Raw genomic sequence first — 14,129 nt, 5'->3', positions numbered from 1 at the left:
CGGACCCGGCTGGTCCCGGCTGCCCTCTCCGATCGAGACCCTTGAGGATGGTTGTGCCCGCACTGCCCGTAGTCGCTGTACTGGGGTCGGCCCGACGCGAACCTCGTCTACGGCGCCGCGATAGCCGGCATCGTCTCGGGCGGCTTCGGCGGCAAGTTCACCGCGGCCGACCTCCCTCGCGCGACGGCCCACGACTTCGCCCTGTGGGACGCGGAGTTGCGCGGAGACATCACGTGGGCGCCGACCGACGAGTCGGCGGCGGAGCGACCGGCCGCGATGGAGGCGCAGACGCACTGCGAGGCGGTCATCGCGGCGCTCGTCCGACGGGGCCTGGTGAGCCCCCCGCCCTCGCAGCAGGACGAGCGCCCGCACTGAGCCTTCGGCGCCCTTTCCGGCCCGCCGCAGAAATGCAGAAAACCCCAGGTTGACTGGGGTTTTCGTTGGTGTCCGAGGGGGGACTTGAACCCCCACGCCCGATAAAGGGCACTAGCACCTCAAGCTAGCGCGTCTGCCATTCCGCCACCCGGACGAGGTGTTGTCGTTCGCGGCGTGTTCCCCGCGGCGACATAGAGAACTCTACCAGGGGTTTCAGATGCTGTTCACCCGCATATCGCGTGGTCAGGCGAGCGGTCACCCCCTGTGGGCGGCTCCCCAGTCCGCGTTCGCCTGCCAGGCGTACGGCGTGTGCCCTTCCATGTACGCGTAGTACAGACAACAGCGGGCCGTGGGGCCCGGTGGGCCGAGTCGCGGGGAGGAACCCGGTTCGGCGTGGCGTCAGGCCTTTCCCATTGTTCGGGCCCGCATGTTCGGGCCCGCAGGTCTGCCCGCGTACGCCGTGAGGCCCAATGTGGGGACGACTGTGGGGCCACACGGTGGCGTGACGTCTTCCGGGGTGCGGTGCGGGCCTAGCCTCGCCGCGTGAGCATGGGCAACGGCAAGGGACAGGGCAGCGGCAGGGGATACCGGCGGCCGAGAGCGCTCTCGCCGCTGCGGGAGCATCTGCGTGACACCTTCTGGTTCGCCCCGACGGCGGCCATGGTGCTGGTCTTCGTCCTGTGGGCCGCCGCGAGCGAGGCCGACGTGGCCCTCGTCCGGCTGCTCCAGGACCACCAGGCCTTCGACGAGATCGACGAACTGATCCGGATCGTGAACGACGCCAAGGGCGTGATCACCACGGTCAGCTCGGCGATGATGACCTTCATCGGCGTGGTGTTCAGCATTTCGCTGGTCGCCGTACAGATGGCGAGCGGCCACTTCACGCCCCGAGTGGTCCGGATCTTCGTGCGGTCCCGCATCACCAAGTTGACGTTCGCCGTCTTCCTCGCCACGTTCACACTGACCCTGCTCGTGCTCACCTCGCTCGACAGCGAGCCCGACCCACGGCTCGTGACGACCGTCCCGTTCGTCCAGAGCGTCCTGACGCTCCTCATGGTCGCGCTGAGCCTCTTCCTCTTCATCGCGTACGTGAACTCCACGCTGCGGCTCATGCGGGTGGGCCACGTCATCGACCGGATCACCGGCGAGGCGCTGCGGGTCGTGGACAAGATGCCGCGCGGCGACCTCGACGGACTCGCGCTCGGTCGCGAGATCGCGGGCGCCGAGTACCGCGGGCGGGCCGGGGTGCTGCGGGACGTGCACATCGCCCGGCTCGTGCGGGCGGCGCGCCGCCAGGACGTGGTGCTCCGGCTGCTTCCCCGACTGGGCGACTTCGTGGTGCCCGGCACCCCGCTGCTTTCCGTGCACGGCGGTCACGACGCCAGGCCGCCGTCGCCGGGCACGTTGCGCTCCACCGTGTCGGTGGGTGTGGAGCGTACGTTCCATCAGGATCTGGGGTTCGGTCTGCGGCAGCTCGCCGACATCGGGTTGAGAGCGCTCTCGGCCGCGGTCAACGACCCCACCACCGCCGTCCAGTGCCTCGACCGGATCGTCCAGGTCCTCACGGCGCTGGCGAACCGGCCGCTCGGCGCGGTGGGGCACCCGGACGGCGCGGGCACGGTCCGGCTCGTGCAGGACGTGCCGGACTGGACCGATCTCGTCGATCTCGCCTTCACCGAGATGCGGCTCTGCGCCGTGGGGAGTCCGCAGGTCACGCGGCGGATCATGGCCGGGCTCGACGACCTTCTGCGGATCGTCCCGCCGGCGCGGCGCGGGCCGCTCCTTCGGCACCGCGAGCTCCTGGTCCAGGCCGTGGTGCTCGCGGTACCGGAGGCGGCCGAGCGCGCCTTCGCGCTGGAACCGGACCGGCAGGGCATCGGGTGACATCGCCGTGCCGGTCCGAGGCGCAGGAACCAGGGTTGCAGGAACCAGGGTTGCAGGGGCCCGGGGGTGCGGGGCCCGGGGGTGCGGGGCCCGGGCCGAAGAACCCGGGGCCGTGCGGCCATGGCCCCTGAGGTCAGGGAATGAGCTGGTACGCGGGGAAGTTGCCCGGGGCCGGCTCGCCCGCCGGGCCCTCGGTCACCGCGCGCACCAGGAGTTCACCGCCGACGAACGCCCCGTGCCAGGAGGCACCGAACCCGCCGAAGAGTTCCTCGCGGTCACCGCGCGAACGGGCTTTGCCCCGGCCCACCTTGAACGCCCTTATCTGCGGGGCCAGTCGGTCGTACGTCTCGGAGTCGTCGGTCGACAAGGTGGCGACCAGCGCTCCGTTGGAGGCGTTCATGGCGGCGAGCAGTTCCGCCTCCGTGTCGACCAGGACGATCGTGTCGACCGGGCCGAACGGTTCCGCGTGGAAGAGGGGCGAGGAGGGGGGCGGGTTCAGAAGGGTGACCGGCGCCAGATAGGCGCTGGTGTCCTGGCCGGGCAGGAAGCGGTCTCCGGTCAGGGTCGCGCGGTGCAGCGGGACAGCCCCGCGATCGATGGCCTCGGCCACCTGGTCGGCGAGTTCCTTCGCCTTGGCCGCGTTGATGAGCGGACCGAAGTCCAGTGCGGGCAGGGCGTCTTCGGGGTGTTCCACGGCGAGCGGGTGCCCGGTGCGTACGGTCCGTACGGCGGGCAGATACGCGGCGAGGAACTGGTCGAACAGGGTGCGCTGCACGACGAACCTCGGGTAGGCGGTGCAGCGCTGCTTTCCGTAGTCGAAGAGCTTGGGGACGACGGTTGAGAGCGCTTCCCAGTCGCTGAAGTTCCAGATGCCCCAGGTGTTGAGGCCCTCCTGTTCCAGGATGTGCCGCTTGCCGAGGTCGGCGACGGCGGTGGCGATACGGGCGCCGGTGTCCCGTCCGCCGACGAAGGACACGCAGCCGATTTCGGGTGAGCGTACGAGGGCTTCGGAAAGTTCGCTTCCGCTGCCACTGACCAGGGTGACCGGGACGCCCTCGCGCCGGGCGAGTGCACCGGCCAGGGTGAGACAGGCGACGCCCCCGTCGGTCGGGGTCTTCGCGATCACGGCGTTGCCCGCGAGCGCCTGGACGAGCAGGGCATGGACTAGGACGGACATCGGGTAGTTCCAGCTGGCGATGTTGGACACGGGGCCGGGGAGCGGGGTGCGGCCGTCCAGCATCGTGTCGATGGAGTCGACGTACCAGCGGACGCCGTCGATGGCGCGGTCCACGTCCGCCTGGGCGAGCCGCCAGGGCTTGCCGATTTCCCAGACAAGGAGGAGAGCGAGCAGTTCGCGGTGTTCGCTCAGTGCGTCGAGGGTGGCGCCGACGCGCGCCCTGCGCTCGGGCAGTGGCACGTGGCGCCAGGCGCGGTGCTGGTCGAGACAGGCGCGTACCGCCTGCTGCGCGGTGGGGCCGTCGAGGCGGGGCGGGCCCGCGATGGGGGCGCCGTCGACGGGGCTGGTGGCGGGGAGCGCACGGCCGTCGGCGTGCCACTCGCCGGCCCAGAGGTTCAGTACGCGGTCGTCCCTGAAGGCCTCGGGGGCGGTGGCGATGCACCGCCTCCAGGCGTCGGCCCAGGCGGTGCCCGGCTTGAGGACGAGGGAGGGGGGCGGGGAGGCGGCGCGGGTGTGGGCAGAGGGTGTGGGTGTGGGTGTGGGTGCCATGAGGATCTCCGCTCTCGATCGGTGCGTCGGCTGTCGGGGCGGGGCGGGATGGCTCTTGTTACCGGACGGTAGCGAGGTGGGGCGGGCTTGGATACGCACGGGGCGTGCGGCATGGGTCACAGCACGTGTCCGGCGGATGGCCGCGCGCACCCGGGCCCCGAGGGACGGGCAGCTCAGCTGCGGGCGTCCCGGCCGGGCCCCCGCCCCAGGGCTCGCAGCGCCAGCCCCGCCGTCTCCGTGGGCGTCGACCCCACGGCCACCCCCACCGCCTCCAGTGCCGCCTTCTTCGCCGACGCCGTCCCGGTCGAACCGGAGACGATCGCTCCGGCGTGACCCATCGTCCTGCCCTCGGGCGCGGTGAAGCCCGCGATGTAGGCGACCACCGGCTTGGTGACGTGGGAGGCGATGTACGCCGCCGCGCGTTCCTCCGCGTCGCCGCCGATCTCCCCTATCAGGACGATGAGTTCGGTGTCGGGGTCCGCCTCGAAGGCGGCCAGGCAGTCGATGTGGGTGGTACCGACGACGGGGTCGCCGCCGATGCCCACCGCCGAGGAGAAACCGATGTCGCGCAGCTCGTACATCAACTGGTAGGTCAGCGTGCCCGACTTGGAGACCAGGCCCGTGCGCCCCGGCCTGGGTGCGATGTCGGCCGGGATGATGCCCGCGTTGGACTGGCCGGGGCTGATGAGGCCGGGACAGTTCGGGCCGATGATGCGAGTGGCGCCGCCGCGTGCGCGGGCGTGGGCGTGGAAGGCGACCGCGTCGTGCACCGGGATGCCTTCGGTGATGACCACCGCCAGCGCGATGCCCGCGTCCACGGCCTCCTCGACCGCCGCCCGTGCGTGTGGGGGCGGCACGAAGACGACGCTCACGTCGGCTCCCGTCGCGGCCATCGCCTCGGCGACCGTCGCGAACACCGGCACCGCGCGATCGTCGAAGTCGACGGCCGTGCCCGCCTTGCGCGGGTTGACGCCGCCCACGATCTCGGTGCCGGCGGCGAGCATCCGCCGGGTGTGCTTCATGCCCTCGCCGCCGGTCATGCCCTGGACGAGGACCTTGCTCTCCTTGGTGAGGAAGATCGCCATGTCAGGCTCCCTGCTGGGCGAGGTCGGCGGCGCGCCGGGCGGCGCCGTCCATGGTGGTGGCCTGTTCGACCAGGGGGTGTGCGTGGGCGGCCAGGACGGCCCGGCCCTCGGTGGCGTTGTTCCCGTCGAGCCGGACGACGAGCGGTCGGGTCAAGTGGACGGTTTCCAGGGCCTGGACGATGCCGTGGGCCACCGCGTCGCAGGCGGTGATCCCGCCGAAGACGTTCACGAACACGGATCTCACGGCGGGGTCGGAGAGGATGACTGTGAGGCCGTCCGCCATGACCTGGGCGGACGCGCCTCCTCCGATGTCGAGGAAGTTGGCGGGTCGCGCTCCGCAGCCGGCGACCACGTCCAGCGTCGACATGACCAGGCCCGCGCCGTTGCCGATGACACCGACCTCGCCGTCGAGTTTGACGTAGGTGAGGCCCTTGGCCGCCGCGACCGCCTCCAGCGGGTCGCCATCGACGCCGGCCTCGTCCGGTGCCGCCCAACGGGCGTGCCGGAAGCGGGCGTTGTCGTCGAGGGTGACCTTGCCGTCGAGTGCTAGGAGCCGGCCGTCGCGGGTACGGACCAGGGGGTTGACCTCCACGAGGACGGCGTCCTCGCGCACCAGTACCTGCCACAGCCCGGTCAGGACGGGGGCCGTCTCGGGCGGGAGTCCGGCTGCCGCCGCGATCTCGGCCGCCTTCGCCTCGTCCACGCCCTGCCCGGGGTCGACGGGAATCCGGGCGACGGCCTCCGGGCGCCCCGCCGCGACCTCCTCGATCTCCATGCCACCCTCGGCGGACGCGATCGCGAGGAAGGTCCCGGCCGCGCGGTCCAGGACGTACGAGACGTAGAACTCGTCCTCGATGTCGACGGGTTGGGCCAGCATCACGGTGCGGACGGTATGGCCCTTGATGTCCATGCCGAGCATCTGGCGGGCCGTCAACTCCGCGGCCGCCGGGTTGGCGGCGAGTTTGACCCCGCCCGCCTTTCCCCTGCCGCCGGTCTTCACCTGCGCCTTGACGACGACCCGGCCGCCGAGCGCCTCGGCGGCCGCCCGGGCCTCGCGTGGGGATGCGGCGACCGCCGCGTCGGGGACCGCCACTCCGTGGTCCTTGAACAGGTGCCTTGCCTCGTGCTCGTACAGATCCACTGCCGGCTCCTGACTGAGTGTGAAAGTGCCGTACGCCCCCTGGACACCACGCCACCGCATGAGGGATAACAAGGTTCATACAGTATTCGTCGACTGTATGCAATCCATCGAGGACGCCCCCTGCCCCTGCCGGGCAGCACCGAAGGCGCACCTCAACTCCCCTACGAAGGGACGGACTTCGCCATGGCTCACGGCTCCGACGACACCGGGCAGGATCTGATCTCGGGCGGACATCTCGTCGCCAAGGCGCTCAAGGCGGAAGGCGTCGATGTCATCTACACCCTCTGCGGCGGCCACATCATCGACATCTATGACGGCTGCGTGGACGAGGGGATCGAGGTCGTCGACGTACGGCACGAGCAGGTCGCCGCCCACGCGGCCGATGGCTACGCCCGCATCACCGGCAAGCCCGGCTGCGCCGTGGTCACCGCCGGGCCCGGCACCACCGACGCCGTCACCGGGGTGGCCAACGCGTTCCGCGCCGAGTCCCCGATGCTGCTCATCGGCGGTCAGGGCGCGCACAGCCAGCACAAGATGGGGTCGCTCCAGGACCTCCCCCATGTCGACATGATGACGCCGATCACCAAGTTCGCGGCGACCGTGCCGGACACCGCGCGCGCCGCCGACATGGTGTCGATGGCGTTCCGCGAGTGTTTCAACGGCGCGCCGGGGCCGTCCTTCCTGGAGATCCCGCGCGACGTACTCGACGCCAAGGTGCCCCTCGACAGGGCGCGCATCCCGGCGGCCGGCCGCTACCGGGCCTCCACCCGCAGCCCCGGCGACCCCGAGGCGGTCGAGAAGCTCGCCGATCTGCTGGTGCACGCCGAGAAGCCGGCCGTTCTGCTGGGCAGCCAGGTATGGACGAGCCGCGCCACCGACGACGCCGTCGAGCTCGTACGCACCCTGAACGTGCCCGCGTACATGAACGGCGCCGGGCGCGGCACCCTGCCGCCCGGCGACCCGCACCACTTCCAGCTCTCGCGCCGGTACGCGTTCGCCAACGCCGACCTCATCGTCATCGTGGGCACCCCCTTCGACTTCCGCATGGGGTACGGCAAGCGGCTCTCCCCGAACGCGACCGTCGTGCAGATCGACCTCGACTACCGCACCGTCGGCAAGAACCGGGACATCGACCTCGGGATCGTCGGCGACCCGGGGCTGATCCTGAAGTCCGTCACCGAAGCCGCGTCCGGGCGGCTCAACGGGGGCGCCGTCAAGCGCAAGGCGTGGCTGGAGGAGCTGCGCACCGCCGAGCAGACCGCGATCGAGAAGCGGCTGCCGCATCTGAAGTCGGACGCGTCGCCCATCCACCCCTACCGGCTCGTCAGCGAGATCAACGAGTTCCTCACCGAGGACTCCATCTACGTCGGGGACGGCGGCGACATCGTCACGTTCTCCGGGCAGGTCGTCCAGCCGAAGTCGCCGGGCCACTGGATGGACCCGGGGCCGCTCGGCACGCTCGGCGTCGGCATCCCGTTCGTGCTCGCCGCCAAGCAGGCGCGGCCGGACAAGGAGGTGGTGGCGCTCTTCGGCGACGGGGCGTTCTCGCTGACCGGCTGGGACTTCGAGACGCTGGTGCGCTACAACCTGCCGTTCGTCGGGATCGTCGGCAACAACTCCTCGATGAACCAGATCCGTTACGGCCAGGCGCAGAAGTACGGCCTGGAGCGGGAGCGGGTCGGCAACACCCTCGGCGACGTCCACTACGACAAGTTCGCGCAGCTTCTGGGCGGTTACGGCGAGGAGGTCCGCGACCCCGCCGACATCGCGCCCGCCCTGCGCCGCGCCCGCGAGTCGGGCAAGCCCTCGCTGATCAACGTATGGGTCGATCCCGACGCGTACGCCCCCGGAACCATGAACCAGACCATGTACAAGTAGAGGAGCCCCACATGACCAGGGAACCCGGGGCCGCCGGCTCCGTGAAAGCGCTCTCAGGCGTACGTGTCCTCGACATGACCCACGTCCAGTCCGGGCCGTCGGCCACCCAGCTCCTCGGCTGGCTCGGCGCCGACGTCGTCAAACTCGAAGCACCCACCGGTGACATCACCCGGGGGCAGCTGCGCGATCTGCCCGACGTCGACTCCCTCTATTTCACGATGCTCAACTGCAACAAGCGGAGCATCACCCTCAACACCAAGACCGAGCGCGGCAAGGAGATCCTCACCGAGCTCATCCGCCGCTCGGACGTCATGGTCGAGAACTTCGGGCCCGGCGCGGTCGACCGGATGGGGTTCACCTGGGAGCGCATCCAGGAGATCAACCCCAGGATCGTGTACGCCTCCATCAAGGGCTTCGGCGACGGCCCGTACACCAACTTCAAGGCGTACGAGGTCGTCGCGCAGGCCATGGGCGGGTCGATGGCCACCACCGGGTTCGAGGAGGGGCCGCCGCTCGCGACCGGCGCGCAGATCGGTGACTCGGGGACGGGCATCCACGCGGTGGCCGGCATCCTCGCCGCGCTCTACCAGCGTGAGTCCACCGGGCGCGGCCAGCGGGTCCAGGTCGCGATGCAGCACGCGGTGCTCAATCTGTGCCGGGTCAAGCTGCGTGACCAACAGCGCCTGGAACACGGGCCGTTGGCGGAGTATCCCAACGAGGACTTCGGCGACGAGGTGCCCCGTTCCGGTAATGCCTCCGGTGGCGGTCAGCCCGGCTGGGCCGTGAAGTGCGCGCCGGGCGGGCCCAACGACTACGTGTATGTGATCGTGCAGCCCGTCGGGTGGAAGCCGGTGACCGAGCTGATCGGCCGTCCCGAACTCGCCACCGACCCGGAGTGGTCGACGCCCGCGGCGCGGCTCCCCAAGCTCGGCAAGATGTTCCAGCTCATCGAGGAGTGGTCCTCGACCCTGCCCAAATGGGAGGTGCTGGAGCGGCTGAACGCGCACAACATCCCCTGCGGCCCGATCCTCTCCACCAAGGAGATCATGGAGGACGCGTCGCTCGCCGCCAACGAGATGGTCGTCGAGGTCGACCACCCCGAACGCGGCCGGTTCACCACCGTCGGTTCCCCCCTGAAGCTCTCCGACTCCCCCGTCGACATGGTCACCTCGCCGCTGCTCGGCGAGCACAACGCGGAGGTGTACATCGGCGAACTCGGCCTGGGCGACGAGGAATTGCGGCTGCTCAAGACGGACGGGGTGATCTGAGCGATGGTCAATATCGAGGCACAGGACCGCGAGGCGGTGCGGGCGCTGCTCGCGGCTGTCCGGGCCGAGGGGCGCACCGCGCTCACCGCGCCCGAGGGCAAGACGATCGCCGACGCGTACGGGATCACGGTGCCCGGCGAGGCGCTCGCGCGGGATGTCGACGAGGCGGTGGCGCACGCGGCGCGGCTCGGCGGCAAGTCCGTACTGAAGATCGTCTCACCGGACATCCTGCACAAGACCGACGCGGGCGGTGTGGTGGTCGGGGTGGAGGGCGCGGCCGAGGTGCGGGCCGCCTTCCACCGGATCATCGAGAACGCCCGGGCCTACGCGCCCGACGCCCGCATCGACGGGGTACAGGTGCAGCAGCTCCTGCCGCCGGGGCAGGAGGTGATCGTCGGGGCGGTCACCGACCCCACTTTCGGCAAGGTCGTGGCGTTCGGTCTCGGCGGGGTCCTGGTGGAGGTGCTCAAGGACATCACCTTCCGGCTGGCTCCGGTCACCGGCGACGAGGCGATGTCCATGCTCGACTCGATCAAGGCGGCGGAGATCCTGCGCGGGGTGCGCGGCGGCCCGGCCGTGGACCGGTGGGCGCTCGCGGAACAGATCCGCCGGGTCTCCCGTCTGGTCACGGACTTCCCGGAGATCACGGAGGTCGACCTCAACCCGGTGATCGCCACACCCGAGGGCGCGGTCGCCGCCGACATCCGCATTCTGCTGAGCACCGAGGTGGCCAAGGAGCGCCGCAAGTACAGCCGCGAGGAGATCCTGCGCTCGATGCGCCGGCTGATGCAGCCGCGGTCCATCGCGGTGATCGGAGCCTCCAACGAGCAGGGCAAGATAGGCAATTCGGTCATGCGCAACCTCGTCGACGGAGGGTTCTCCGGGGAGATCCATCCGGTGAACCCCCGCGCGGATGACATTCAGGGCCGCAAGGCGTACAAGAGTGTCACGGACGTTCCCGGTGAGGTGGATGTGGCGGTCTTCGCGATTCCCGCCCGGTTCGTGGCGTCGGCGTTGGAGGAGGTGGGCCGCAAGGGCATTCCGAACGCGGTGCTCATCCCGTCCGGCTTCGCCGAGACCGGGGAGGAGGCCCTCCAGGACGAGATCGTGGCCATCGCCGAGCGGCACGGGGTACGGGTTCTCGGACCCAACATCTATGGCTACTACTCGACTTGGCACGATGTGTGCGCCACGTTCTGCACACCGTACGACGTGAAGGGGCCGGTCGCCCTGACCAGTCAGTCCGGTGGCATCGGCATGGCGATCCTGGGCTTCGCGCGTTCCACCAGGACCGGGGTCTCGGCGATCGTGGGGCTCGGCAACAAGTCGGACCTCGACGAGGACGACCTGCTGACCTGGTTCGGCGAGGACCCCAACACCCAGTGTGTCGCCATGCACTTGGAGGATCTCAAGGACGGCCGGGCCTTCGTCGAGGCGGCACGCGCGACCGTACCGAAGAAGCCGATCGTGGTCCTCAAAGCCGGGCGGACCAGCGCGGGCGCCAAGGCGGCGGGCTCGCACACGGGGGCGCTGGCCGGCGACGACGCGGTGTACGACGACATCCTGCGCCAGGCGGGGGTGATCAGGGCGCCCGGCCTCAACGAGATGCTGGAGTACGCGCGGGCCCTGCCGGTACTGCCGGCCCCCCGGGGCGACAACGTCGTCATCATCACGGGCGCGGGCGGATCCGGGGTGCTCCTGTCCGACGCGATCATCGACAACGGACTCCAACTGATGGAGATTCCACCGGACTTGGACACCGCGTTCAAGGCGTTCATCCCGCCGTTCGGGGCCGCGGGCAACCCGATCGACATCACGGGCGGCGAGCCGCCGGCCACGTACGAGGCGACGATCCGGCTCGGCATGGAGGATCCGCGCATCCACGCGCTCGTCCTCGGCTACTGGCACACCATCGTCACCCCGCCGATGGTCTTCGCGGAGCTGACGGCGCGGGTGGTCGAGGAGTTCCGGGCGCGCGGCATCGAGAAGCCGGTGGTGGCCTCGCTCGCCGGTGACACCGAGGTCGAGCAGGCCTGTGCGTACCTCTTCGAACGCGGCGTCGTCGCCTACCCCTATACCACCGAGAAGCCGGTCGCGGTGCTCGGTGCGAAGTACCGCTGGGCACGGGCCGCGGGGCTGCTCACCTAGGCCTTCGCCGCACGAAGAGTTTGGACAGGGGGCGCTGGCCAGGTTCTTTCGACGCCAAGGGGACGACTATGAGCGACAGTTCCAGGTCCGGCGACCCCCGGCACGCGGCATCAGTCGCGTACCGGGAGGTCACGGACAGCAAGGGCCGCGTGTATCGGGTCGGTGAGAGCGACCGCGATCTGCTGGGCCACAGCCGCAAGTTGATGGTGTACCTGCCGTGGGTCGCGATGATGGCGATCAGCGTGTCCGAGTACGCCTACGGTTCCGCCGAGGACACCCTCTCCCAGGCCCACGGCTGGACGCAGAGCAACACCTTCTGGATCCTGAGCGTCTGGGTGTTCTTCCAGGCGGGCATCGCCTTCCCGGCGGGCTGGATGCGGGAGAAGGGCATCCTCACCGCGCGGCGGGCCATGTACATCGGCTCGGGTCTGTGTCTGGTGGGCTTCTTCGCACTCTCCCACTTGGACGACGTCTTCGCGGCGATCCTCGGCTTCGGTGTCGTGGGCGGTGTGGGCTCCGGCCTCATCTACGCGACCTGCATCAACATGGTGGGCAAGTGGTTCCCGGAACGGCGCGGCGCCAAGACGGGCTTCGTCAACGGGGGCTTCGCCTATGGCTCACTGCCGTTCATCTTCATCTTCAACTACGCCTTCGACACCGGGAATTACCATGAGGTGCTCGACCTCATCGGCGTCTATGTGCTGATCGTGGTGGGGGTCTGCGCCTGGTTCTTCAAGGATCCGCCGAAGAACTGGTGGCCCTCGGAGATCGACCCGTTGAACTTCTCCGGCAATGCCAAGAGCGCGGCGAGCCTCGCGAAGAACCCTCCCGCGGCCAAGCAGTACACCCCGAAGGAGGCCATCAGGACGGGCATGCTGCCACTGATGTGGATCACCATCGTGCTGACGGCGGGTGTGTCCATCTTCGGCATCTCCTTCCAGGTGGACTACGCGAAGGAGGTGGGCTTCGGCCCCTTGGTCGCCGCCTCCTCCATGGGCGTCATGGCGGTCATCAACGGCATCGGCCGGGCGGTCGTGGGCTGGCTGTCCGACCTGTGGGGCCGCAAGGTGACCCTGGTGTTCGTCATCGTGGTGCTCGGTCTCGCACAGTTCGGCGTGATCTGGGCGGGCCACCTGCACAGCGAGTGGTTGTTCCTGTTCTTCGCCTTCCTCTCCGGCTTCGGCGGCGGCGCCTTCTACCCGATGTTCGCGGCCCTCACCCCGGACTACTTCGGCGAGAACTACAACGCCTCCAACTACGGCCTGGTCTACAGCGGCAAGCTGGTGAGCGGCCTGTTCGGCGGCGGGCTCGGCTCGATGGTCGTCGACGCGTGGGGCTACGACGGCGCCTACGGCCTCGCGGGCGGCATCTCCATGGTGGCCGGCTGCATAGCCCTCCTGCTGCGCCAGCCCGGCCGGACCCGGGTGCGGGACATCGCGGCCAACCCGCAGCCCATCAGCCGGGAGGTGGTGTAGGCCCCTCACAGGCCCACTTACCCGGGCCCACCTACCCGGGCCCCTGTACGGAGACCCCCTTCACGTGCGGCCGCCCCGGAGCTGAGACAGGCCGGGGCGGCTTCGCGCTGCCCGGTTAGGGTGTCGGCCGCATACCCGTACGACATCACTGCTGGGCTGCTGCTCATCATCGCGCTCGGCGAGTCCGTGATCTCCATCGGCGTCGGCTCCGGTGAACTCCCCCTCGACTGGGGCCTGTTCGGCGGTGTCGCTCTCGCGGGCGGGGTGGCGCTCTTCCTCGCCGGCAACGGCGCCCGCTCGCGGGTTGGCCGAGCCCGGGGCACGCGTCGGTCAGCCGCGCTCGGGGCGGTCGTGGTAAGTGGTGCGGGTGTGTTCGGTGTGGGCGCGCATGACCTCGGTGGCCCGCCGCTCGTCGCGCGCCGAGATCGCGGCGATCAGATCCCGGTGCTCGATCCAGGACTGCTTGCCGCGTTGACGCGCCACCGGCGTGTAGTACCAGCGCACCCGCCGGTCGACCTGCCCGGCCAGCTCGGCGAGGACCAGGTTGCCGGCGAGCTCCATGACCTTGGCGTGGAACGCGGCGTTGGTCGCCACCGCGAGATCCACGTCGTCGTCCGCGACCGCCTGCTCGCCCCGGGCGCACAGCTTCTCCAGGGCGGCGATCCCGGCCGAGCCGGAGTTGGCGGCGGCGAGGCGCGCCGCTTCGGCCTCCAGGAGCGTACGCACCGAGAGCAGTTGGTCGGCCTCCTCCTCGGTCGGCTCGTGCACGAACGCACCCTGCGCGGGGCGGAGGTCGACCCAGCCCTCGGTGTTGAGCCGCTGGAGCGCCTCGCGCACCGGCTGCCGGGACACCCCGAGGTGACCGGCGAGTTCGCTCTCCACCAAATGCTGCCCCGGACGCAGCGCCCGGGTGGTGATCAGCTCCAGAAGCGCCTCGTACACACGCTCACGCAAGGGCCCCGGCCGCTCCAGTTTGGGCACGGTTCCCTGCGGCAGTCCTGCGGACAACATCGCTTCCCCTCCTACGCCACACGCACCTGGCCCCGACCGAGGCCGACCGAGGCCGAGCGGCCCCGACCAGGCACCGCTATAAGGATTGGTTATCGTCTACAGTCTACCGAGCGCAACGCCTGGACAGCACCCGGTCCT

At 70.1% G+C, this 14,129-nt stretch carries 10 protein-coding genes and 1 tRNA gene; 6 read left to right on the top strand and 5 right to left on the bottom strand.

Features of this window, described 5'->3' with window-relative positions:
* The first annotated feature begins 216 nt into the window (after window positions 1-216).
* Window positions 217-375 carry a hypothetical protein gene (locus AB0D31_RS21290; protein WP_362725271.1) on the top strand — a complete coding sequence of 53 codons (159 nt, stop codon included), beginning with the start codon at window positions 217-219 and terminating at the stop codon, window positions 373-375.
* Window positions 376-441: 66 nt separating this feature from the next.
* Here AB0D31_RS21290 and AB0D31_RS21285 read toward each other — a convergent pair.
* A tRNA-Leu gene (locus AB0D31_RS21285) sits at window positions 442-529 on the bottom strand.
* 395 nt (window positions 530-924) lie between these two features.
* Here AB0D31_RS21285 and AB0D31_RS21280 point away from each other — a divergent pair.
* Window positions 925-2,259, top strand: coding sequence for a DUF2254 domain-containing protein (locus tag AB0D31_RS21280; RefSeq protein WP_362725339.1), 1,335 nt, complete (start codon window positions 925-927; stop codon window positions 2,257-2,259).
* A 133-nt stretch (window positions 2,260-2,392) separates the two neighbouring features.
* On the opposite strand, the gene AB0D31_RS21275 is transcribed toward AB0D31_RS21280, so the two are convergent.
* From AB0D31_RS21275 to sucC, 3 genes are all read right to left on the bottom strand, one after another.
* A complete protein-coding gene (locus AB0D31_RS21275) occupies window positions 2,393-3,985 on the bottom strand; it encodes an aldehyde dehydrogenase family protein (protein ID WP_362725268.1) in 1,593 nt (530 codons plus the stop codon).
* A 173-nt stretch (window positions 3,986-4,158) separates the two neighbouring features.
* Window positions 4,159-5,070 carry a succinate--CoA ligase subunit alpha gene (sucD, locus tag AB0D31_RS21270; RefSeq protein WP_362725266.1) on the bottom strand — a complete coding sequence of 304 codons (912 nt, stop codon included), beginning with the start codon at window positions 5,068-5,070 and terminating at the stop codon, window positions 4,159-4,161.
* Between the two features lies 1 nt (window position 5,071).
* Entirely contained in the window at window positions 5,072-6,211 is a 1,140-nt protein-coding gene (gene sucC, locus AB0D31_RS21265; protein WP_362725264.1) for an ADP-forming succinate--CoA ligase subunit beta, read from the bottom strand.
* A 183-nt stretch (window positions 6,212-6,394) separates the two neighbouring features.
* Between sucC and AB0D31_RS21260 the strand changes: the two genes are divergently transcribed.
* The 4 genes from AB0D31_RS21260 (at window position 6,395) to AB0D31_RS21245 (ending at window position 12,980) form a co-directional block, all read left to right on the top strand.
* Window positions 6,395-8,089, top strand: a complete 1,695-nt coding sequence (locus AB0D31_RS21260) for a thiamine pyrophosphate-binding protein (protein ID WP_362725262.1) — start codon at window positions 6,395-6,397, stop codon at window positions 8,087-8,089.
* An 11-nt stretch (window positions 8,090-8,100) separates the two neighbouring features.
* Window positions 8,101-9,357, top strand: coding sequence for a formyl-CoA transferase (gene frc / locus AB0D31_RS21255; RefSeq protein WP_362725260.1), 1,257 nt, complete (start codon window positions 8,101-8,103; stop codon window positions 9,355-9,357).
* A 3-nt stretch (window positions 9,358-9,360) separates the two neighbouring features.
* Complete coding sequence (locus AB0D31_RS21250; RefSeq protein ID WP_362725257.1) at window positions 9,361-11,505, top strand: acetate--CoA ligase family protein; 2,145 nt, start codon at window positions 9,361-9,363, stop codon at window positions 11,503-11,505.
* A gap of 68 nt (window positions 11,506-11,573) precedes the next feature.
* Window positions 11,574-12,980, top strand: coding sequence for an OFA family MFS transporter (locus AB0D31_RS21245; RefSeq protein WP_362725254.1), 1,407 nt, complete (start codon window positions 11,574-11,576; stop codon window positions 12,978-12,980).
* A 330-nt stretch (window positions 12,981-13,310) separates the two neighbouring features.
* On the opposite strand, the gene AB0D31_RS21240 is transcribed toward AB0D31_RS21245, so the two are convergent.
* A complete protein-coding gene (locus tag AB0D31_RS21240) occupies window positions 13,311-13,991 on the bottom strand; it encodes a GntR family transcriptional regulator (protein WP_362725251.1) in 681 nt (226 codons plus the stop codon).
* Window positions 13,992-14,129: the final 138 nt, after the last annotated feature.

This window comes from Streptomyces sp. NPDC048361, from assembly GCF_040651795.1.
GTDB lineage: Bacteria > Actinomycetota > Actinomycetes > Streptomycetales > Streptomycetaceae > Streptomyces.
The sequence above is the reverse complement of the archived record's forward strand: the minus strand, read 5'-3'. Positions and strand labels throughout refer to the sequence as shown.